The sequence below is a fragment of the Mesorhizobium sp. M0491 genome, assembly GCF_040321265.1.
GTDB lineage: Bacteria > Pseudomonadota > Alphaproteobacteria > Rhizobiales > Rhizobiaceae > Mesorhizobium.
In genome coordinates this window covers 120242-141072 of the sequence record NZ_JAMYRE010000006.1, presented here as the reverse complement: position 1 = coordinate 141072, position 20831 = coordinate 120242, and the positions used below count along the sequence as shown (strand labels likewise).

The window sequence follows — 20831 nt, the reverse complement described above, 5'->3', positions numbered from 1 at the left end:
TGCCAGAACTGCGAGAGGTTGGCGATCGTTGATTGACGACACTTTTGCGAACCCCACGCTTCGTCATCCTAGGGCGTAGCAGTCGCGAAGCGACGTGGCGAAGACCCTAGGATCCATGCCGCGACTTCCGTGCGGTGCGACGGTGGAGAACTTTCAGTCGCAATCGCTGCATCTGGAAAGAAAAGTTGACCTCAATTGCTCTGGACCGATGCATTCTTCGGTCACAGTCCTGGCATGGATCCTAGGGTCTGCGCCGCGTCGCTTCGCTCCTTGCTCCGCCCTAGGATGACGAATTCGGGGAGGCTTAAGGCACGAATTGCGCAACCTCACCCAATCCCGCCCGTAACCAGATAGGCGCCGGCGCTGCGCCCATCCTCCAGCCACACCACCGCTGTGACGATCGAACCGTAGGAGCCACGCCAGACGCTGTGGAAGCGCTGATGCTCGGCGGCCGGAATGAGCGCGTGCCCGCTGAAGCGCGCACCGCTTCGCTGCAGCGCGACGGCCTCTCCGTTGACATGTACCTTGAGGCAGGCCGTCCCAGACACCTCATTTGGCAGGTCGAGCGTGATGACGATCTCGTCCTGATCGCCGAAAGGCCGCGTCTCGGCGGCAAGCGTGATGGCGAACGCTGACGCCTTGCTGTCGTCGGCTCGGGCGGGGCGGCCTGAAAACACATCGGCGGCAAGTTCTGGCGTGCGCGGCGGGCGGGTGCGGCGCTGCGTGGAGCGTTCGAAATCGCCGGCCATGCGCAGCAGCCTTTCGTCGTCATAGGCCTTGCCGGCGAAAGTCAGGCCGACCGGCATACCGATATCGGCCATCGTACCCATCGGCACGGTGACGGTGGGGATGCCGAAATGGCGCCAGACCAGATTGCCGTTGGCGACCCAGGTGCCATTGCGCCAGGCAAAGGCGGCGGACGCCTCGTCGATGTCTGCATCGGCCGGCCCGACATCGGCAGCGGCGGGCAGCACCACGGCGTCGATGCCTTGCGCGTCCAGCCAGTCCTCGAAATCGATCCGCCTTGTCGCTTCCAGTCCCTTCAGTCCCTCTTCCAGCGTTGGAATGTCCACGAGGGGCGTGACGCCGGACCGTGCCCGCTCGACATATACCCTCAGGTCGAAGCCGCCTTCGTATCGGTCGGACAGCGTGCCGGGCGGTTGCGGGAAGATCTTTGGGCCATCGACCGAGACGAGATCGGGAAGCGCCGGATCGGCATTGGCGCGCAAAAAATCGTCCCAGCCCCAGATGCAGAGGTCCCAGAGCTCGCGCTCGGCGAACTCTGGGGGCACCAGCCCGCGCTCGACCATGCTGCGCGCGCCGGGACGGTCGCGTTCATAGTTGGAGACGACGGGAAAATCGACCTCGATCACCTCGGCGCCAAGCCGCCTCAGATCGGCCGCCGCCTGCTCCCACAGGGCAAGTACCGAGGCGCGGGTTTCGATCGGCTTGTCGGCCTCGGTGTCGCGGCCGATATACATTCTGGGCACGCCAAGCCGCATGCCTTTCAACGACCCCGCCAGTGTGAGGTCGGTATAGCGCGGCGGCCGCACGTCGGAGCTTTTCGGCAGCTTGACCCAGGGCTGCGCGCGCCAGAAATCGCCGTGCGTCTCGGGGTCGTCGGCGACAATCACGTCGAGCAGTTCGAGCATGTCGGGGACGCTGCGCGTGTGCGGCGCGACGACATCCATGGTCGGGACCAGCGGCCAGTTGCCGCGCACCGAAATGACACCGCGCGACGGCGTATAGGCGACCAGCGCATTGTTGGTGGCCGGCGCGCGGCCGGACGACCAGGTTTCCTCGCCAAGCCCGAAGGCGCAGAAGCTGGCCGCTGTCGCTGTGCCGGAGCCATTGGATGAGCCCGATGCGAAGGCGGCGGTGAGATAGTCGCCATTGTACGGACTTTCGGCGCGGCCATAGACGCCGCGCTGCATGCCGCCATTGGCCATCGGCGGCATGTTGGTCAGCCCGATCAGCACCGCGCCGCCGGCCCGCAGCCGGGCGATGGTGAAGGCGTCCTCATTGGCAATGAGATGCTCGAAGGCCGGCGAGCCGGCGGCGACCGTCAGGCCTGATACCTTGTAGCTGTCCTTGGCGGTGTAGGGGATGCCGTCGAGTGGCCCGAGCACGGTGCCGTTGCGGCGGCGCTGGTCGGAGGCGGCAGCCTCCTCGAACATGCCAGGGTTGAGCAACGGGACGGCATTGAGGCTGATGCCGTGCCGGTCGAAATGCGCGATGCGCCTGAGATACGCCCCGACCAGTTCGACGCTGGTGACGGTGCCGTCATCGAGCGCGCGGCGCAATTGGTCGATCGTCGCTTCGACGAGATGAAAGCCGGCATCGGTCATCACGGGTCCCACATTTCCACGCACCATGGATGAGCGAGGCAGCTGGCTTCGGCAAGAGCCTATCGCGGTCATCTCCGGAACTTTTGTCCGGCTGGCGGTTTTGGATGTATGGTGTGATTCCGGAAATGGCCAGGAGGGTATTGGCGATGACCACGAAATGCGTTGCGATCCTAGCTCTCGCTGTCGCCATGGGCTCAAGCGTTTGCGCCCCGGCTTTCGCTGGCGACCGGTATCACGACCGCCGGGTCCACTCCGAACGCTACGTTCCCGCCGAAGGCGATCTCATCGACATCCTGTTCGGCGGCCCGCGCTACTACGATCAGCAGTTGGTCACGACAGCAGCCGGCGCGTGCTCCTATCATCGCGTCGGACCCGACGCGAATGCGTTGAACAAGATCAACGATCATCACTGTGGGAAGTAGGCGGCAGGCAGCGCCTCAGCGCCCGCCACTCTCCTTCATCCGCTCGATGATCTCGGCCATCAGCGCCAGGTCGCGGCGGGAATCGGCGAGGTCGGTCAGCGGCTTTGTGCCTTCGGTGATGTGGCGGTGGAAAGTCTCGAGTTCTTTCGAGAAAGCATCGCCGTAGAGAGGCCCGAGGGTTTTCGTCACCGGGCCGAACGGGCCGGCATCGGTGACCTCCAGCCGCGTCGGCAGGCTGCGGATGTAGGGCGTGTCGTAGATGATGCGCACCCGCCTGTTGTTCGAGCGCACCTCGATCATGGCGTCGAATAAGCCGAGATCGTCGACCACCGCGTCGTAGAGACAGGCGAAATGGCCGTAGTCGAAGGTGACTGATGTGTTGGCGCCGCCGTTGGTGCGGTGCGCGGCCAGCACGCGCGTCGGCTCGCCGATCAGCCCACGCATCGCCGAAATGTGGTGCGAGGAAAGTGCCGTCAGCCCGCGATAGGCGCGCACCAGATCGGCCGGCGCGTCGGCGCCCACCACCTCGCGGATCAGCGCGTCGCGTTCGCTTGCGCCACGCGCCAGCAGGGCAGGGTCGATGTCCTGGGGGTAAAGGACGTTCTGGCTCTTCTTGAGGAAATGCCGGCCCTCCGAGATCAGGTCGAAGATGCGGACATGGGTGATGTCGGCGAAGGCGGGCAGCTCGTCCCTGGCGGCCAGATAGGCGGGCGCATAGCGGCGCATATAGCCGACGAACAGGGTCTTGTCGTAGCCCGGCATCAGCGCCAGCAGATCGTCGATTTCGCGCACCGTGAGGCAAGCGGGCTTTTCCAGCAGGATATGTTTGTTGGCAGCAATCGCCGCCCGCACGAAGCGGCTGTGGGTATCGTCGGATGACAGCACGAACACAGCGTCGATGTCGGGCGAATTAATCAGCGCCTCGGCCGTGTCGAAGGCCTTTGCCGTCGCAAATTCGGAGGTGACGAGTGACACCAGGCTGGGCGACACGTCGTACACGCCCGCGATCACCCAGCGGTCGCGCTGATCGCCCAGCACAGGCAGATGGATCGACTGCGCGACCTCTCCAAGACCTATCAGTCCGACACGAATTGGTGCCACAGGCGAACTCCCTTTGATTTCAAGTCTGATGCTGCAGGACTATGCCGCGCCGGTTACCAGCGCGACGAGCTCATTTCCGGACGTTTCGGAAGCGCGCACGGTCGCCGCCATCTTTCCCGCCCGCATCACCCAGATCTGGTCGGACAGGCGGCGGACCTGATCGAAATTGTGGCTGACCAGGATGACGCTGACGGATTGCTCGCGCAGGCGCCGGATCAGCGCCTCGACATTGGCCGTCTCCTGCACGCCGAGCGCCGCCGTCGGTTCGTCCATCACCACCAGCTTGGCGCCGGAGCCGACAGCGCGGCAGATCGAGATCGCCTGCCGCTGGCCGCCCGACAGACGCCGCACACGCTGGTTGATCGACGGCACGTTGATCGACAGCCGCGACAGCATTAAGCGGGCCTCGCGCTTCATCGCCTTGCGGTCGAGGAAAGCGAACGGGCCGATGCGGCGCACGATCTCGCGGTTGAGGAACAGGTTCTGCGCGACCGTCAGTTCGTCGATCAGCGCCAGGTTCTGGTGCACGGTCTCGATGCCGGCCTTGCGTGCCTCGTCGGGATTGGCGAAGGGCCGCGCCCGTCCGTCGAAGAACAAATTGCCGGTGTCCGGCTGATGCACGCCGACCAGGCTGCGGATCAGCGTCGACTTGCCGGCGCCATTGTCGCCGATGACGGCGGTGACCTCGCCGCGACGGGCCTGGAAGGCGACGTCGGTGAAGGCGCGGATGCCGCCGAAATGCTTGCTCAGCCCTTCGCAGGCGATGATCGCCTCAGTGGCGGGGATATGATGGGGAGCGCTCATTTCTGATACCGCATGATCAGCGCCGCCAGCACCACGATGGCCCCCACGGCAAGCGGTTGGTAGAAAGCCGAGACGTTGAGCAAGGTCAGGCCGTTGACGAGTGCTGTGAGCATCAGCGCGCCGATCGCCGGTCCCAGAATGCTGGCGCGGCCGCCGAACAGGCTGACGCCGCCCAGCACCACCGCCGCCACCGAATTCAAGAGCAGGCTGGTGTTGATCTGCGGTTCGGCCGAGCCGATGCGGGCGACCAGGAGAATGGCCGCGATGCCGGCGCAGAGACCGGAAATCGTATAGGCGGCGATCTTGACCCGGTTGGTGCGGATGCCCAGCGCGCCGGCACTTTCAGCCTGGCCGCCGGTCGCCAGCAGATGCACGCCGAAGCGCGTGTGGTAGAGCGCGATATGGGCGACGATGACGGCTGCGATCGCTACCCAGACCGGATAGCCGAACGGTCCGAACGAGCCCGAGGCGAGCCTGAGCAGGAAGGTCGAGCCGACCATGGTCGGTTCGCCGCCCGACAATATGAGGCCAAGGCCGGTGATGCCCGACAGCGTGCCGAGCGTCACCACGAAGTCGGGGATCTTGCCTGCGGTGATGATCAGCCCGTTGAGGAAGCCGACGGCGCTGGTGGCGAGAACCGCGAGCACGCAGGCGATGAAGATGCCGTAGCCGGCGGCATTGACGAGGCCGATGATGATGGCGCCGAGCATGACGGCGGCCGCCAGCGACAGGTCGATGCCCGAGGTGGCGATGACGAAGGTCTGGCCGATCGACAGCACGACCAGGATCGCCGCCGCCAGCAGCAGCGCCTGCAGATTGGCGACGCTGAGAAAGACCGGCTGGGCGATGCCGAAGACGATGACGAGGCCGACCAAGCCGACGACGGATGCCCAGTCGGCCCAGAAGGAGGGATCGAGGAGGAGAGCCGCCAGGGAGGGACGGCTCTCCTCAGCACCCGCCGAATGGGCGGCGGGTGCGTTGTCTGAAGGTGTGCTCACTTCAGCATCTCGCGGAAGGGATCGGGATAGTCGCCGCCGGGTCGCGGGAAGTTCTTCAGCGAGGCTTCGGCATTGTCCTTGTTGATCAACAGCACCGGTGCCGGCACGTTGGCCGGCAGTTCCTTGCCCTTGGCCGCGATAGCACAGGCTTCGAGGCCCATGGCGCCGACGACATAGGGGTATTGCGCGACGGTGGCGGTGAGTTCCCCGGCGGCGATTGATTTCAGCGCATCGACGATGCCATCGAGGCCGATCACCTTGACGTCCTTGCCCGAGGTCCGCACGGCGCGCTCGACGCCGAGCGCCATGATGTCGTTGGCGGCGAAGAAGCCGGCGAGGTCCGGATGGGCAGCGAGGATATCGGTTGCGGCGGTCAGCGCCTTTTCGCGATCCCAGTCGGCGCTGACCATCACCACGATGTCGAGTTTACCTTCCACCGCCTGCTTGAAGCCCTTGATGCGGGCGTTGGAGCCGACATCGCCGACGATGCCGGCGACCAGCGCGATCTTGGAGCCCTTCGGCACCAGCTTCAGCATCTCTTCGCCGGCCAGCGCGCCGGCGGCGACATTGTCGGTGCCGATATAGGTCGAGACGGCAAAGCCGGCGGCCTTGGCCTGCTCGGGGTCGATGGTCGAGTCGATGTTGACGATCGGCTTCTTCTTCTGGGCGACCGGCACCAGCGCCTGGACGAGATTGGAGACGCTGATCGGGTTGACCAGGTAGCAATCGAAATCCTGCATGGCCATGGCGGTCAGGCGGTCGGCCTGGCCGGTGGCGTCACCCATGTTGGCGGCGGCCTGGACGCTGACATTCACGCCGTTTGCCTTGGCCTGCTCCTCGATGCCCTTCTGCATGGTCTGGAAGAACGGATTGTCGAGGCCTTTGACGATGGCCGCGACTTTCGCCGCATCCTCGGCATGGGCGGGCGCTGCGACGATGGCTGCAAGCATGCCTGCGCCAAGCAGGTTCGTGCCAAGCTTCAGGCAATTGAACATACGCATGGTTTTTCCTCCTCCTGATTGTTTTATGGGCTGCATCAATGTCGCTGGCCGGCGACTGCAATGTCCGACGGGGCGCGAGCCCGGCGCCCGGCGCGATGGTCTCGCCAACAGAATGCTGCCCGCTTGGGATGTGCGGACTGCAGCCCAGGTTCGGGCACTTTCGACGTCAGGCATTGCTCCTCCCAGAGCGCCGGTCGATGCCATGCCGGCGTTTGCGCATGTTTTATAAAAAATTGACACGCGTCAAGATTTAAAATGTGCGTAGCGATTTTTGACTGTGCGCCCTGCGGGCATGACTGTGCTGCCGGCATGCGCTACAACCAAGGCGCGAAAAAAAGTGCCGGCCTCAGGGAACCGGTTGGGGATGTCCGCGTTGGTCGCTACTTTTGTGCAGAGGGAGGTTTCGGGTGGGGCGTTTCGAAATCGTGGAAGAGCCAACGGGTACGTTTTCGATTTTCGACACAATCACGGAATTGCCGGCAACGGTCGAAGGGGGCGTGTGCATTGGGCTTTATCGGCACGAAGTGCCGCTGGCGCTGCTTGCAGCGGTTGAAACGGTCCAGCCCGGCCCTTTTTCGCTGCTGCCCTCATTGTCGGTGTTGAACGACTGGCGGGCCCATCGAGACGGTCTGCTGGCATGAGCAAAGGTGCCTGATGTCGCATCGAAAATCATACCGTATGGGAAATCACGCCCTGTTGTCGAAAGCGGCGGTGAGGCATGGAAAGCAAGGGGAGGTTGCAGTGCGTCGGGAGGTGAAGCGATGTCTGATCAGGACGACCTGATCCGAGCTGCCATCGGTCGGCTGCTCGCCGAGAAGACAGGCGCTGCCGTCATATCGATGAGAGAGAGCATCACCGAGCTTCTGGCGCTGACCGGTGCCGCGCTGGACGAAAGACTGCAAGACCTGCTGCTGGAAATGGCCGAAGTCCGCGGCATGATGGTCGCTCTCGACTTCTGAGCAATATCGGCTGGGGTCGATGGGCATCAGTCCGCTACGCCGGCAACGCCTTCACCGGCAGTTCAACACTACTGCGCCGGCTTCAATGCTGAACCAAGCACCCGGGGTTAAAGATCGAGCAAAACCGTTCCTTGCGGGCGGCTGCAACATGCCAGGACATAGCCGGCCGACTTCTCTTCAGGGGCCAGACCGCCGAGATCCTCCATGGCGACTTCGCCGGACAACTTGGCGATGCGGCAAGTGCCGCAAACTCCCTGCTGGCAGGCGGTTGGGACGTAGACGCCACATTGGCGTGCCGCCTCCAGCAGCGTCTCTCCGGGCAAGCAGTTATGCACGATCCCGGAGCGGACGAAACGGACCGAAGATGGTATTGTCGAGGCCGGTTCCAACTGAGGGCTGCTGACGCCGCCGAAGCTCTCCTGGTGGTACCGCGACGGAGCCACGCCAATCGCATCCAGGCAGGCACGTGCGGCTTTCATGTACGCTTCAGGGCCACAGGCAAAGATAGTGCGGTTGTGGAGATCGGGAACGAGGGTCAGCAGCATCTGGCTGTCTATTCTGCCAGTCGGCCCCCTCCAGGTGGGATCTTCCTGGCTACAAACGCACGTTACTTTTACGTTGGGAAAGCGAGAGGCAAGTGCGTCCAATTCCCCTCGAAAGATTATGTCACCAGGCGTTCTGGCACTATGAACGAATGAGATATCCTGGTCGGCCGCGCGGTCGGTAAGCGCACGCAGCATGGACATCACCGGCGTTATCCCGCTGCCGCCCGAAAGGAAGAGCGGCTTTTCATATGGCAGGTCATCGAGATTGAATGAGCCGAGCGGCCCTTCGATCTCGATCTCGTCGCCCGCCCCCAAATTGTCGTGGAGCCAATTCGAAACCAGGCCGCCCGGTGTTCGCTTCACCGTGATCTGCAGGTCGAGCGGTCGCGTCGGTGGTGACGAAACAGAGTAGGAGCGCGTCACCGCGGCACCCTCGATCTTAAGGTGCACGAGCACATACTGGCCCGCGCTGAAGCAGAACATCCGATCCGTCGGGGATGTGAAAACGAAGGTTTTCACATCGGGCGTTTCCTCGATTACACGACGGCAGAGTACAAGCTGCGATGTGGTTTGTGCCCATTGCCGATGACGCCTCATCGGGAGGAGGTCGGGGGCCCCAAAGGAAACGTGTGCGTTCATCGTTCATCTCGGTTTGAAGTCGAGCCAAGATGCCAGTTCCAGGCCCCCCGCAACAGAAGCATCCCTCCCAAGTTATGATCGATTATTTCGATTACATATCCAGTGACATCACGGCAACGTGAAGGGCGCGGATTCCCTTGCGGATGATCGGTTCGTGTTTGCGGCGCGCCAGGATGGCCGTGTGTACCGGCTGATGCAGCGTCGGAGCGCCTTCGACGATGAACGATGGGCGTTCGAGGGCGAACCGGCGCGCATCGTCACTTCTCATATAGCAGGTGCCGCCCGTGCGCCGTAGCATCATTTCCGCCAAGGTTTCCGATCCCATGGAAAGGCGACAGATCGCCAACTCGCCGAGCAATTCGGCATGGGCCTTCTCCAGCAGGACCGTATAGCCCGGACGAATGTAGGTTTCGGGATCGACCTCCGAGAGGGTTCTGGCCACCGTGGAAACCATCACATATTCCTCAACCATCAAATGCTCATAGGAGATTTCGGGTAGGTATCGCGGAGCATAAAGCACTGCGATGTCGAGATTTCCCATGCTTAGGTCGCTGACCATCTGGTTTGAATAATCCGACTCGACATGGATCGACGATTTGGGAAGAGCCTGACACAGCGTCTCGACCCAACCCGGCAAAACCGAGCGGGTCATCCCGACCTGCGCGGCGACGCGCAAGGTGCCTTCGAAACGATTGAACGCCCGGACATCGTGGCGAGCCTGCGACCATGTGGACAGCAAGGATCTTGCATAAGCTTCGAACCGGCGCCCTGCGGCGGTCGGCTCCGCCCCGGCGCGTCCGCGCTGGAACAGTTCGGACCCGATTGCGCTCTCGAGGTTCTTGATGCGGGTGCTGATCGTCGACTGGGTCAACCCTAGCCGATCCGCGGTGCGATTGAAGTTTCTCGATTCGATAATGTCGAGAAAGGTCTCGATGTGATCAAGTTGCATGAAATATCCAATCGAAAAACTCGATCATATTCCACGTATCATAAGCTTGATCAAACAATACTCAAGGCGGAAGCTGCAGCAGATCAGCGGCCGGCAGCGCCGCGGGACGAGACACGGATACGGAGCGGAAGAAGTGTTCATAGTCGACTGCGACTGTCATAATTACTGGTCAAGCGCCACCGTGTTGGAGCCCTATCTCTCCGGCTTGTGGAAAGACATGTTCATCGAGGGCGAGAAAACAGGTCCCGTTGGCGCCTTTCCGCATGGTCATCGGCCCTGGTTCCACCCGCAGGATTTTTCCCGCAAGGACATCCGTCCGAAAACAGAAGCCGACAATTATCTCATCATGAAGGAGAAGCACCTCGACAAATACAAAGTCGACGTGGCGATCCTGACCGGCGATGAGCCTATCGAGGCGTCGACCCTGGCTAACCCTTATTATGCCAGCGCTCTGGTCAGCGCCTACAACGATTATCAGATCGATCAGTGGTTGCCGAAAGACGATCGTTTCATGGGCTCGATCATCATCGCGCCACAGGATCCGAAGCTCGCTGCCGCCGAGATACGCCGTCTTGGCAGTCATCCGCGCATGGTCCAGGTTCTCGCCTCCCAGGGGTCCGTCAAGCCGTATGGCGACCCGTTTTACCACCCGATCTACGAAGCCTGCGCGGAAGTGGGGTTGCCATTCGCCATTCATCTGGGCGGGCATGGGGGCGTGAATTCAACTGCCATTGCTCCTGCCCCGACGACATTCTTCTGGGAAACGCATGCCATTCTGCACATGTCGGCGATGTCGCACGTGGCAAGCATGATCGCCCATGGCGTCTTCGAGAAATGGCCGGACCTCTACTTCGTGATCATCGAGTGCGGCGTCGCCTGGGTTCCGTCGGTCCTTTGGCGCTTGGACGCCGACTACAAAGCGCTGCGCAAGGAGACGCCATGGCTGAAGATGCTGCCGTCTGAATATTGCCGGCGCAACATCCGCTTTTCCACGCAGCCGCTGGAGCAGCCTGCAAACATCCAACATCTCTGGTCCACGCTCGAAGCGATGGACGGCGAAAACACGCTGATGTTTGCATCGGACTATCCGCACTGGGATTACGACGATGCCAACACGCTGCAAATCCCTCCTGCCTGGAAGAGCAAGATCATGGGACTGAACGCGCTGGAAGTCTACAAACGCATCCCCCGCGCGCAAGCCGCGAATGCCGCCTGAGGAAGCATACGATGCCCGAGAAGACCTATATCTGCCGCGTCGACGAGATCGAAACAGGGTCTCCGTTCATCGCCAAGATCCGCAGCCTTTCGGTCGGGATTTTCCGCATCGGAGATTCATTCCACGCGCTGCTCAATGTCTGTCCGCACCGCGGCGCTCCGCTTTGCGAGGGGCCGCAATGCGGCACAACCGCGCCCGTTGAACAGGCGCAATTCATCTATCATCGCGAAAACGAGATCGTTCGATGCGCCTGGCACGGCTGGGAGTTCGACATCAAGTCAGGCGCGGCCTTGGTCGATCCCTCCGTTCGCGCGCGCACATTTCCAGTCACCGTCGAAGCCGGCGGCATCTACGTGACGGCCTGATTGGCGCAAGCCGATTGGGATTGGAAAAATTCGAAGGAAAGGTGGCGGGAGCCAATAAGCAGATTTGTTCGCCGGTGCTTGACGAGAAATAACGCGGAGAACTCCGCAATGGGAGAGTCAAATGTCAGAATCTGAATACAAGCTTGGTATCGCGCAAAGCCTGATCGGAGGCGGCAAGGTTTCCCGCCGCGACTTCATTCATCTTGGGCTGGCCGCGGGCCTGACCGTTGCCGCCGCCGACCGGCTGTTCGTGAGCACGGCGCGGGCCGAACCGATGCAGGGCGGCTTCGCCAAGCTCGGCATGGCTCATGGCGCGACGACGGATTCGATCGATCCGGCCGGCTACCCCGACACGTTCACACAAACCGCATTTTCGGGCTCGCTGTCCAACAGCCTCACTGAGGTCGACGCCAAAGGCAATGTCCAACCGGACCTCGCCGAGAGCTTTGAAACTTCGGATGGGGCCAAAACCTGGGCCTTCAAGCTGCGCAAAGGCGCAACCTTTCATAACGGCAAAACCGTGACGGCGGATGACGTCGTGACCTCCTTGCAATATCACATGGGCAAGGACACCAAATCGGCGGCGAAATCGCTGTTGGACTCCGTCGCCGACGTCAAGGCGGACGGCCCGGAAACGGTGGTCTTCACGCTCAAAAACGGCAACGCCGATTTCCCTTACATCATGAGTGACTACCATCTGGTCATCATGCCGGCCAAGGACGGCAAGGCGGATTGGGCTTCAGGCGTTCGCACCGGTGCTTTCGCCCTCGAGAATTTCCAGCCCGGCGTTTCGGCCAAGCTCAAGCGCAATCCAAACTACTTCAAGAACGGCAAGCCCTATCTCGACGAGGTGGAGTTCATCGCAATCACGGATCTTGCCGCCCGCATGGCGGCGCTGTCCACGGGGGAGGTGGACTATATCGGCCGCGCCGACCTGAAGACCCTCGGCATGTTGAAACGCAATCCCAAGGTGGAAATCGTCGAAGTCACTGGCTACGGGCACTATACCTTGCCGATGAATGTCACGATGGCGCCGTTTGATAATCCGGACGTGCGCATGGCATTGAAATGGGCGATCAATCGCCAAGAAATCGTCGACAAGATTTTTCTTGGCCACGCTACTGTGGCCAACGACAACCCCATCGCGCCGGCCATCAAATTCGCCAAAGATCCGCAACCGCAACACAGCTTCGATCCGGAAAAAGCAAAGCACTACCTGAAAAAGGCCGGAATGGAGAACCTGAAAGTGGATCTCTCGGTCGCCGATGCGGCTTTTGCCGGCGCCGTGGACGCGGCTTCGCTCATTCGCGAAACGGCAGCCCAATGCGGCATCGACGTCAATGTCGTGCGTGAGGCCGAGGACGCTTATTGGGACAATGTCTGGCTGAAGAAACCCTGGTGCGCTTCCTATTGGAGCGGTCGGGCCACGGCCGACTGGATGTTCACGCAAGCCTTCGCCGCCGACTCCAGTTGGAATGAGTCTTTCTGGAAAAATCCCCACTTCAACGAATTGCTTGTCCAGGCGCGCGCCGAGACGGACGAGGCCAAGCGAGCGGCGATGTATGCCGAGATGCAGCAGTTAACCCACGATGACGGCGGCAGCATCGTGCTGGTCTTCAACAATTTCGTAAGCGCGCAATCCAAAAAGCTCGCACACGGTGATGTGGCGCCCAACTGGGAGAACGATGGACTGAAAATGGCCGAACGCTGGTGGATCGCCACGGCATGAGATGGCGGGCCGGAGCCGCGATGGTTTTGAGGGTCCGGCCGGCTTACTCCGAGTGCAGGGCTGCCGCCCAAAGGGAAACGCCACGCACATGAACCCCGTCGCAAGAACGGTCCTGCAGCGCCTTGGCCTCGGCCTGGTCACTTTGTTCATCGTGTCCATCATCATCTTCTCTGCGATCGCGATGCTTCCAGGCGACTTCGCCAAGGCCACGCTAGGGCAATCGGCGACGCCCGAAACGGTCGCCGCGTTCCAGCGGGAAATCGGCATCGATCGTCCGCCTGTCGAGCGCTACTTCGTTTGGGTCGCCCAGATGCTCCATGGCGATTTCGGCTCTTCGTTTGCGAGCCGCACCGGATATCGGCGTACCGTGGCCGAGATCATCGCACCACGCCTCTACAACACGATGTTCCTTGCAGCGGTGACTGCGCTGATAGCTGTTCCTCTGGCCTTGGGGCTTGGCATTCTGGCTGCGCTGTACCGCAACGGCTGGTTCGACCGGCTGGTGAATGTCGCGACACTGACAACCATTTCATTCCCGGAATTTTTCGTCGCCTATATGCTCGCCTACCTGGTGATCTCGCGCGACACGTTCATCGGATCCGATTTCGCTCAAACGCTGCCTCATTGGCTCACTGTCTCGCTGAACTGGGCGCTCAATGCGGTTCCCAAATTTCCGACATTGTCGAATGTGAACGATCAGACGCCATTTTGGGAGCATCTCTGGAAAGTGGCCCTGCCGGCAATCACCCTTACGCTCGTAATCGTGGCCCACATGATGCGCATGACCCGAGCGGCCATCATCAACATGCTGGCAAGCCCCTACATCGATATGGCGCGCCTCAAGGGAATGTCCCCAATGGTGATCGTGCTGAGGCATGCCCTGCCCAATGCCTGGGCTCCGATCGTCACTGTGGTGGCGTTCAATCTGGCGTATCTCATCGTCGGAGTGGTCGTGGTCGAGGTCGTGTTCGTCTACCCCGGCATCGGCCAGCTGATGGTTGACGCAGTAAAATCCAGGGATGTTCCGGTTGTCCAGGCCTGCGCCCTGATTTTCGCCGCGACTTACATCCTTCTCAACCTGCTTGCCGACGTTATTTCCATCGCCACCAATCCCAGGCTCTTGCACCCACGATGACCAGATCCGAATCTGTCGCGGCGGTTCAAAGGCTGAGGCGCTCGCGTTCTACCCGGGCGAAAACTGCGCTGAAGAAGGCACCGTTCAGCGCGTGGTTCGGCATCGTCGTGATCCTCGGCTACGTCTTTGTTGCGGTCTTCGCACACTGGATAGCCCCATATGGCGAGACGCAGGTTTTCAGCGAAGCCTTCGCGCCGTGGAGCCAGGAGTTCAAACTGGGAACCGATCAGCTCGGCCGCGACATGCTTACCCGCTTGATCTACGGTGCGCGCAACACCATCGCTATCGCGGCCGCGACCACGTTGCTGTCCTTCGCGGTCGGCGTCTCGCTCGGCCTTCTTGCCGCATTGTACAGGGGGTGGCTCGACCAGATCTTGTCGCGTGCGGTGGACGTGCTGATGTCGATCCCGAGTCTGATCTTCGCGCTGGTGCTGCTGACGATCTTCGGCTCGTCGATCACCAGCCTGATTGTCATCATTGCGCTTCTGGATTCCACCCGGGTCTTTCGGCTTTCTCGCGCCGTCGGGCTTAACGTGGCGGTGATGGAATATGTCGAGGTGGCACGATTACGCGGCGAGGGACCGAAATGGATCATCGCCAAGGAAATCCTTCCCAATGTCATGCCGCCACTGGTCGCCGAGTTCGGCTTGCGATTCTGCTTCGTGTTCCTGACAGTTGCGGCGCTGTCGTTTCTCGGCGTCGGTATTCAGCCGCCGACGGCCGATTGGGGATCAATGGTGCGCGAGAACGCGACCCTGATCACCTACGGCGATGTCACCCCGCTACTTCCGGCCGGCGCGATTGCTCTCCTTACCGTGTCCGTGAATTTCGTGGTGGATTGGTTCCTGCAAGCAACAAGCGGGTTGCGGGATGAAAAGTAGCGGTCCAGGCCCACGCGAAAAAGGAAAGGATCTGCTTCAAATCCGCAATCTGCATGTGGAGGGGTTCTCGGATGAGCGGTGGCATCCCATTGTCCACGGGGTCGATCTGACGCTGAAGCGGGGCCAGGTTCTTGGGCTGATCGGAGAGTCAGGCGCCGGCAAGTCCACCATTGGCCTTGCCGCAATGGGTTATGCCAAGCCGGGCTGCCGGATCACGCAAGGCTCGGTCCTGTTCGACGGGATTGATCTTCTGGCAGTCAATGAAAAAGGGCGCCGTCGCCTCAGGGGCTCCCGCATTGCCTATGTCGCGCAAAGCGCGGCTGCCTCTTTCAATCCGGCACATCGGCTCTTGGAACAAACCGTCGAAACCGCAGTGGCACATGGAATTGCCGGCCGGGAAGAGGCGAACCGGAGCGCCGTCGATCTTTATCGACGCCTTCAACTCCCAGAACCGGAGACCATAGGCTTTCGCTATCCTCATCAGGTCTCCGGCGGGCAGTTGCAACGGGCAATGACAGCGATGGCAATGGCTTGTCGTCCGGACCTTATAATATTCGACGAGCCAACAACGGCGCTCGACGTAACCACGCAGGTTGAAGTTCTAGCTTCCATTCGCAACATCGTGGAGGAATTCAGCACCGCTGCAATCTACGTGACGCATGACCTGGCGGTGGTGGCGCAAATGGCGGATCGCATCATAGTTCTGCGCCACGGACGAACCGTGGAGGAGGCTGACACGCGCCAGATGCTGGCCTCGCCCAGCCAGGAATATACAAAAACGCTCTGGGCCGTACGCAAGCTCGCCAAGCCCGAAGTTCCAGCCGATGACTATCTGCTGACTATAGACAACGTTACCGCGGCCTATGCAGGAAAGGTCAAGGTGCTCCAGGATGTCTCCATCAAGGTTCCGCGCGGAAGAACCGTGGCTGTGGTTGGCGAATCCGGTTCGGGGAAATCGACGCTCGCTCGAGTCGTCACCGGCCTTTTGCCGCCAATTTCAGGTTCGATTTCTTTTGCCGGCCAGCTTCTTTCCTCGAGCCTGAAGACGCGGCCGAAGGAGGTCCTGCGCCGCATACAGATGATTTATCAAATGCCCGACAACGCCCTGAATCCGCGCCAAACGGTCGAAGAGGTCATAGCTCGGCCGCTCGAATTCTACCTAGGCCTTAAGGGCGCGCGGAGGGATCGCCGGATCGGCGAACTTATGCACATGGTCGAGATGAGCGAAGATTTTCTGGAACGCCTGCCTGGTGAGCTGTCGGGTGGCCAAAAACAGCGCGTCTGCATTGCTCGGGCGTTGGCTGCCGATCCGGAGCTTATCATCTGCGACGAGATCACGTCCGCGCTCGACCAGATCGTCCAAGAGGAAATTCTCAAGCTCCTCATACGTCTCCAACGTGAACTCGGAATGAGCTACATCTTCATTACCCATGACATTGCTACCGTGCGCGCGATAGCCGACGAAATCGTCGTCATGCACCGCGGCAAAGTCGTCGAGCAAGGATTGAAGAGCGAAGTTCTCACGCCACCGCACGCGGCCTATACCGAACGGCTATTGTCCTCTGTTCCGGAAATGAATCCGGACTGGCTGACAAGGCTGCTGGCCAGCCGGAAGATCTGACGGATCGGCTATCCGTCAACGCCCGGCATATTCCTCACGATCAGCTTCCTTCGCGATTACCCGATGTCAGCCATATGGCCGGCAACGCCGTTACGATCTTTCCTGGAGCGCTAACGCTGCTCGATCAGCGTCTTCGCCGCGTCTTTCCCCGCCGAGAGGATGCGATCGGACAATTCCGTTCCGCCCACGGCGCGGGCCATTTGCAGCGTGCCGAGGAGCGTTGCGAAGACAGCCAGCGCCACGCCCTCCGGATTCTTGGCCTGCGGTAGCGCTTCCGCCAACTGGCGCACCAAAGCCAGCAGGTGGTCTGTATAGGCTTCACGCGTTTCAGGCGGCTGACGGGCGAGTTCCGGCAGCAGCGCAGCTGACGCGCAGCCCTTTCCGGGGTTGTCCCGGTGCTCGGCCGACAGATACGTGTCGATGGCCATCTCCACGCCCGAAGCCAATGCTTCCGCCAGTTGCTGCGCCTGAAGCTCCATCGCCGCCGCCACGCTTTCGCGGACAAGCTGCGCCTTGGATTGAAAGTGTGGATAGAAGGCGCCGTTCGTCAGCCCGGCGTCGCTCATGATGGTCGCCAGTCCGGACGCAGCTATGCCGTCGCCGCGAAAGCGTTCCGCTGCGACCTCCATGATCCGTCCGCGCGAGGCGTCCTTCCGGCCCTTTTCGTAGCGCATAGCTGCCATTCCTTTCTGCTATTGCATTATGAACGTAATCTGATATTACGACTGTAATTCAAAGGGTGCAAAAAAGCTAGCCCTCATGATTTTGGAGCACGAAATGAATGCGAATTCCGGAAAAACCGCTGTTGTGACCGGAGCCTCTTCGGGCATTGGCCTCGCCAGTGCCGAGGCTCTGGCAAGGGCGGGGTTCACGGTCTTCGGAACCAGCCGGCGCAAGGCCGACGACGGCCCGGATGGGGTGACCATGCTGGTTTGCGACGTGACCGACGGTGAAGCCGTTGCCGCACTCGTTTCGACGGTGCTGTCGCAGACCGGCCGGATCGACCTCCTGGTCAACAATGCCGGCGTTGGCCAGCTTGGAGGCGCCGAGGAATTCTCGATTGCACAGGTGCAGGCCTTGTTCGACGTCAATCTGTTCGGCGTCATCCGCATGACCAATGCTGTGCTGCCGTCGATGCGGCGGCGCGGCGAGGGGCGCATTGTCAATATCGGCTCTGTGCTGGGACTGGTGCCGGCGCCGTATTCAGCGCACTATTCGGCGGTCAAGCACGCGCTCGAGGGCTATTCGGAATCGCTCGACCATGAGGTTCGTGCCTTCGATATCCGCGTCTCGGTCATCGAGCCGGCATTCGTTCGCACTGTCTTCGACCAGAACGGGATCCAGCCGGATTCGCCTTTGCAGGAATACGATCAGGCTCGAGCTACGCTGGAAGCGCTGCTTCGCGATGTGATGCCTGTCGCCGATCGGCCCGAAGTGGTGGCGCAGGTGGTCGTCAAAGCAGCGACCGATGCCCGTCCGCAACGGCGCTACACCGCCGGCAAGGCAGCGCGCCAGGTCAGCCTGCTGCGCCGCTTTGCCCCTGCGGGGATATTCGACAAGAGCCTGCGCAAACAGTTCCGCCTGCCGGTTTGAACAACAGCGAGCAGAGGATTTCACGCACATGCGTCTAGGAACGACAACACGATTGGCCAGCCCCCACAAGGCGGAGGTGCCAAGCATGACACATGGGTTCAAGCGGTCGCCCCACTTACGGGCATCGTTCCAGGACACGCCAACGCATTCCGTCGATGTCGGCGGCACGGCATTCGTCTATCGGCAGCTCGGACCAAGGACGGGCGTGCCGGTAATCCTGCTGAACCATCTCGGCGCTCAACTGGACAATTTCGATCCACGCATCGTCGATGGCCTCGCCGCGACCCGGTGGGTGATCGCCTTCGACAACAGGGGCGTTGGTGCTTCAGGCGGCAAAACGCCGTCAAGCATCGCCGAGATGGCACGGGATGCGGTCGCCTTTGTCCGGGCGCTGGGGTTCGATCAAGTCGATCTCTTCGGTTTCTCACTCGGCGGCTTCGTGGCGCAGGAGATTGTGCTGACCGAACCCAGGCTTGTGCGCAAGCTCATCCTGGCCGGCACCGGGCCGGCCGGCGGCCAAGGCATCGACAAGATGACACCACTGACGATCGTGGACATGATCAAGGGTGCGCTGACTTTTCGGGATCCGAAATACTATCTGTTCTTCACCAGAACGGTGAATGGGCGTCGCGCCGCGAAGGCGTTCCTGCAGCGGCTGACAGAGCGCAAGGCCGACCGCGACAGGCCGATATCGCTTAGCGCATTCGGCGCGCAACTCCGGGCGGTGAAGGCTTATGGACTACAGGCGCCGCAAGATTTGAGCGCCATCCGCATCCCCGCGCTGATCGCAAATGGCGATCACGACAGGATGGTGCCGAGCGTCAATACCCACGATCTCGCCCGCCGCATTCCGGGGGCGCAATTGGTGATCTATGCGGATGCCGGCCATGGCGGGGTGTTCCAGAACCACGCGGATTTCGTTCCGAAAGCATTGGCCTTTCTCGAGGCCTGACACCTCTCACCGGGCGGCTTTCGTCCCGAACATCAACAATCTCTCAGAAAGTCACTGCCATGAAGGCATTCGTCGTCGACAAGTATAGTAAGAACGGCACGCTGCGGCTGGCCGAAATGCCGGAGCCGAAACTCGGGGACAGCGATGTCCTTGTCGAGGTCCACGCCGCGGCGGTGAACCTGCTGGATTCCAAGGTCAAAACCGGAGAGTTCAAGCTGATCCTGCCCTATCGCCGACCATTCATCCTGGGTCACGACGTGGCCGGGAGGGTTGTCCGCGTGGGATCGAAAGTCCGCAAGTTCAAACTCGGCGACGACGTCTATGCGCGGCCGCGCGATGGCCGGATCGGGACATTTGCCGAGTTCATAGCCATGGATGGGGCGGATGTGGCGCTGAAGCCCGGGAACCTCAGCATGGAAGAGGCGGCCTCGATCCCGCTGGTCGGCCTGACCGCCTGGCAGGCGCTCATCGAAAGGGCCAACCTGAAGAGGGGACAGAAGGTCTTCATTCAAGCCGGATCCGGCGGCGTGGGGACATTCGCCATCCAACTGGCAAAGCATCTCGGCGCGACCGTTGCGACCACCGCCAGCGCGGCGAGTGCCGGTCTGGTCAAGGGGCTCGGCGCCGATGTCGTCGTCGACTACAAGAAAGACGATTTCGAAAAAGTGCTGTCGGGCTACGACGTCGTCTTGAACAGCCAGGACACAAAGACACTTGAAAAGTCACTGAATGTGCTGAAACCGGGAGGCAAGCTCATCTCCATCTCCGGCCCACCGGATCCCGACTTCGCCAGGGAAAAGGGACTGAACATGGTGCTGAAGCTGGTGCTTCGCCTGCTGAGCCGCGGTATTCGAGCGAGAGCCAAGCGCCGTGGCGTGACGTTCTCGTTTCTCTTCATGTGGGCGCAGGGCGAGCAATTGAGCAAGATCGCATCGCTCATCGAAGCCGGTGCGATCCGCCCGGTTGTCGACCGGGTCTTTCCCTTCGAAGCCGCCAACGAGGCGCTGGCTTATGTCGAAACAGGACGCGCCAAGGGCAAGGTCGTCATCAAGGTCAGATAGCAACTCAGCTGCGATCGAGGTCAGCCGCGCCGGGCTGCATCGATCGCCGCGACGTCGATCTTCGTCATCTCCATCATCGCATCAAAGGCGCGTTTGGCTTCCTCGCCGCCGGCCGCCATGGCCTCGGTCAACGTGCGCGGCGTGATTTGCCAGGACACGCCCCATTTGTCCTTGCACCAGCCGCACGCGCTCTCCTGGCCGCCATTGCCGACGATGGCATTCCAGTAGCGGTCGGTTTCCTGCTGATCGTCGGTGGCGATCTGGAACGAGAAGGCCTCGCTCTGCTTGAATGTGGAGCCGCCGTTCAATCCGATGCAGGGAATGCCGGCAACGGTAAAATCGACCGTCAACACGTCGCCTTTCTTGCCGGACGGAAAGTCGCTCGGCGCACGGTGAACGGCGCCACCCTGGTGTCGGGAAAGGTCTCCGCGTAGAAGCGAGCCGCAGCCTCGGCGTCCTTGTCGAACCAGAGGCAAATCGTGTTCTTTGGCATCGTTGGCATTGCGTGTTCC

The 20831-nt window shown here is 61.4% G+C and carries 20 protein-coding genes and 1 pseudogene; 12 read left to right on the top strand and 9 right to left on the bottom strand.

Annotated features, from left to right (window positions below; all coding sequences use genetic code 11):
• Positions 1–326: 326 nt before the first annotated feature.
• On the bottom strand, positions 327–2348 hold the full coding sequence (locus NKI69_RS09650; protein WP_352610937.1) for an amidase: 2022 nt from the start codon (positions 2346–2348) through the stop codon (positions 327–329).
• A gap of 146 nt (positions 2349–2494) precedes the next feature.
• On the opposite strand from NKI69_RS09650, the gene NKI69_RS09645 reads away from it, so the two are divergent.
• The gene (locus NKI69_RS09645) at positions 2495–2770 is read left to right on the top strand and encodes a hypothetical protein (protein ID WP_023809374.1); all 276 of its coding nucleotides are present in this window, start codon (positions 2495–2497) and stop codon (positions 2768–2770) included.
• A gap of 15 nt (positions 2771–2785) precedes the next feature.
• Here the strand turns inward: NKI69_RS09645 and NKI69_RS09640 are convergent, their stop codons facing one another.
• The 4 genes from NKI69_RS09640 to NKI69_RS09625 are packed head-to-tail and all read right to left on the bottom strand — an operon-like array spanning position 2786 to position 6674.
• Entirely contained in the window at positions 2786–3871 is a 1086-nt protein-coding gene (locus NKI69_RS09640; RefSeq protein ID WP_352441781.1) for a Gfo/Idh/MocA family protein, read from the bottom strand.
• Between the two features lie 39 nt (positions 3872–3910).
• Positions 3911–4675 (bottom strand): ATP-binding cassette domain-containing protein, encoded by a 765-nt coding sequence (locus NKI69_RS09635; protein ID WP_023809372.1) that lies wholly within the window; start codon positions 4673–4675, stop codon positions 3911–3913.
• Positions 4672–5673, bottom strand: a complete 1002-nt coding sequence (locus tag NKI69_RS09630; RefSeq protein ID WP_352721108.1) for an ABC transporter permease — start codon at positions 5671–5673, stop codon at positions 4672–4674. The genes NKI69_RS09635 and NKI69_RS09630 overlap by 4 nt, the downstream gene beginning before the upstream one ends.
• Positions 5670–6674: a sugar ABC transporter substrate-binding protein gene (locus NKI69_RS09625; RefSeq protein ID WP_352721106.1), complete on the bottom strand. Its 1005-nt coding sequence runs from the start codon at positions 6672–6674 to the stop codon at positions 5670–5672. The genes NKI69_RS09630 and NKI69_RS09625 overlap by 4 nt, the downstream gene beginning before the upstream one ends.
• Before the next feature lie 407 nt (positions 6675–7081).
• Between NKI69_RS09625 and NKI69_RS09620 the strand changes: the two genes are divergently transcribed.
• Positions 7082–7315 carry a hypothetical protein gene (locus NKI69_RS09620; RefSeq protein ID WP_023809369.1) on the top strand — a complete coding sequence of 78 codons (234 nt, stop codon included), beginning with the start codon at positions 7082–7084 and terminating at the stop codon, positions 7313–7315.
• A 120-nt stretch (positions 7316–7435) separates the two neighbouring features.
• Positions 7436–7633, top strand: coding sequence for a hypothetical protein (locus NKI69_RS09615; RefSeq protein ID WP_023809368.1), 198 nt, complete (start codon positions 7436–7438; stop codon positions 7631–7633).
• Between the two features lie 107 nt (positions 7634–7740).
• Here NKI69_RS09615 and NKI69_RS09610 read toward each other — a convergent pair whose 3' ends face one another.
• Positions 7741–8697 carry an FAD-binding oxidoreductase gene (locus NKI69_RS09610; protein ID WP_196815301.1) on the bottom strand — a complete coding sequence of 319 codons (957 nt, stop codon included), beginning with the start codon at positions 8695–8697 and terminating at the stop codon, positions 7741–7743.
• 211 nt (positions 8698–8908) lie between these two features.
• Entirely contained in the window at positions 8909–9766 is an 858-nt protein-coding gene (locus NKI69_RS09605) for a LysR family transcriptional regulator (protein WP_023809366.1), read from the bottom strand.
• A gap of 133 nt (positions 9767–9899) precedes the next feature.
• On the opposite strand from NKI69_RS09605, the gene NKI69_RS09600 reads away from it, so the two are divergent.
• The 6 genes from NKI69_RS09600 to NKI69_RS09575 all read left to right on the top strand — a co-directional run bounded on the left by NKI69_RS09600 (position 9900) and on the right by NKI69_RS09575 (position 16713).
• The gene (locus NKI69_RS09600; protein WP_023809365.1) at positions 9900–10982 is read left to right on the top strand and encodes an amidohydrolase family protein; all 1083 of its coding nucleotides are present in this window, start codon (positions 9900–9902) and stop codon (positions 10980–10982) included.
• 11 nt (positions 10983–10993) lie between these two features.
• Complete coding sequence (locus tag NKI69_RS09595) at positions 10994–11347, top strand: Rieske (2Fe-2S) protein (RefSeq protein ID WP_023809364.1); 354 nt, start codon at positions 10994–10996, stop codon at positions 11345–11347.
• Between the two features lie 121 nt (positions 11348–11468).
• A complete protein-coding gene (locus NKI69_RS09590; RefSeq protein ID WP_352441777.1) occupies positions 11469–13076 on the top strand; it encodes an ABC transporter substrate-binding protein in 1608 nt (535 codons plus the stop codon).
• Between the two features lie 88 nt (positions 13077–13164).
• The gene (locus NKI69_RS09585; protein WP_128306095.1) at positions 13165–14211 is read left to right on the top strand and encodes an ABC transporter permease; all 1047 of its coding nucleotides are present in this window, start codon (positions 13165–13167) and stop codon (positions 14209–14211) included.
• 101 nt (positions 14212–14312) lie between these two features.
• Entirely contained in the window at positions 14313–15092 is a 780-nt protein-coding gene (locus NKI69_RS09580) for an ABC transporter permease (RefSeq protein WP_502900168.1), read from the top strand.
• A complete protein-coding gene (locus NKI69_RS09575) occupies positions 15082–16713 on the top strand; it encodes an ABC transporter ATP-binding protein (protein ID WP_352441775.1) in 1632 nt (543 codons plus the stop codon). The genes NKI69_RS09580 and NKI69_RS09575 overlap by 11 nt, the downstream gene beginning before the upstream one ends.
• 110 nt (positions 16714–16823) lie before the next feature.
• Here NKI69_RS09575 and NKI69_RS09570 read toward each other — a convergent pair whose 3' ends face one another.
• Positions 16824–17387 carry a TetR/AcrR family transcriptional regulator gene (locus NKI69_RS09570; RefSeq protein WP_352721103.1) on the bottom strand — a complete coding sequence of 188 codons (564 nt, stop codon included), beginning with the start codon at positions 17385–17387 and terminating at the stop codon, positions 16824–16826.
• 103 nt (positions 17388–17490) lie between these two features.
• Here NKI69_RS09570 and NKI69_RS09565 point away from each other — a divergent pair, with 103 nt between their 5' ends.
• The 3 genes from NKI69_RS09565 (at position 17491) to NKI69_RS09555 (ending at position 20319) form a co-directional block, all read left to right on the top strand.
• Positions 17491–18306, top strand: coding sequence for an oxidoreductase (locus NKI69_RS09565; protein ID WP_352721101.1), 816 nt, complete (start codon positions 17491–17493; stop codon positions 18304–18306).
• A gap of 85 nt (positions 18307–18391) precedes the next feature.
• Positions 18392–19258 (top strand): alpha/beta fold hydrolase, encoded by an 867-nt coding sequence (locus NKI69_RS09560; RefSeq protein ID WP_352721099.1) that lies wholly within the window; start codon positions 18392–18394, stop codon positions 19256–19258.
• A 59-nt stretch (positions 19259–19317) separates the two neighbouring features.
• On the top strand, positions 19318–20319 hold the full coding sequence (locus NKI69_RS09555) for an NADP-dependent oxidoreductase (RefSeq protein ID WP_352721097.1): 1002 nt from the start codon (positions 19318–19320) through the stop codon (positions 20317–20319).
• 20 nt (positions 20320–20339) lie between these two features.
• Here the strand turns inward: NKI69_RS09555 and NKI69_RS09550 are convergent.
• Positions 20340–20812 (bottom strand): annotated as a pseudogene (locus NKI69_RS09550) (VOC family protein).
• Positions 20813–20831: the final 19 nt, after the last annotated feature.

Bases quoted from the DNA above. Each gene is read 5' to 3' on its own strand.
- NKI69_RS09650 (WP_352610937.1), bottom strand. From the start codon at position 2,348: ATGACCGATGCCGGCTTTCATCTCGTCGAAGCGACGATCGACCAATTG.
- NKI69_RS09645 (WP_023809374.1), top strand. From the start codon at position 2,495: ATGACCACGAAATGCGTTGCGATCCTAGCTCTCGCTGTCGCCATGGGC.
- NKI69_RS09635 (WP_023809372.1), bottom strand. From the start codon at position 4,675: ATGAGCGCTCCCCATCATATCCCCGCCACTGAGGCGATCATCGCCTGC.
- NKI69_RS09625 (WP_352721106.1), bottom strand. From the start codon at position 6,674: ATGCGTATGTTCAATTGCCTGAAGCTTGGCACGAACCTGCTTGGCGCA.
- NKI69_RS09615 (WP_023809368.1), top strand. From the start codon at position 7,436: ATGTCTGATCAGGACGACCTGATCCGAGCTGCCATCGGTCGGCTGCTC.
- NKI69_RS09605 (WP_023809366.1), bottom strand. From the start codon at position 9,766: ATGCAACTTGATCACATCGAGACCTTTCTCGACATTATCGAATCGAGA.
- NKI69_RS09595 (WP_023809364.1), top strand. From the start codon at position 10,994: ATGCCCGAGAAGACCTATATCTGCCGCGTCGACGAGATCGAAACAGGG.
- NKI69_RS09590 (WP_352441777.1), top strand. From the start codon at position 11,469: ATGTCAGAATCTGAATACAAGCTTGGTATCGCGCAAAGCCTGATCGGA.
- NKI69_RS09585 (WP_128306095.1), top strand. From the start codon at position 13,165: ATGAACCCCGTCGCAAGAACGGTCCTGCAGCGCCTTGGCCTCGGCCTG.
- NKI69_RS09575 (WP_352441775.1), top strand. From the start codon at position 15,082: ATGAAAAGTAGCGGTCCAGGCCCACGCGAAAAAGGAAAGGATCTGCTT.
- NKI69_RS09570 (WP_352721103.1), bottom strand. From the start codon at position 17,387: ATGCGCTACGAAAAGGGCCGGAAGGACGCCTCGCGCGGACGGATCATG.
- NKI69_RS09565 (WP_352721101.1), top strand. From the start codon at position 17,491: ATGAATGCGAATTCCGGAAAAACCGCTGTTGTGACCGGAGCCTCTTCG.
- NKI69_RS09560 (WP_352721099.1), top strand. From the start codon at position 18,392: ATGACACATGGGTTCAAGCGGTCGCCCCACTTACGGGCATCGTTCCAG.
- NKI69_RS09555 (WP_352721097.1), top strand. From the start codon at position 19,318: ATGAAGGCATTCGTCGTCGACAAGTATAGTAAGAACGGCACGCTGCGG.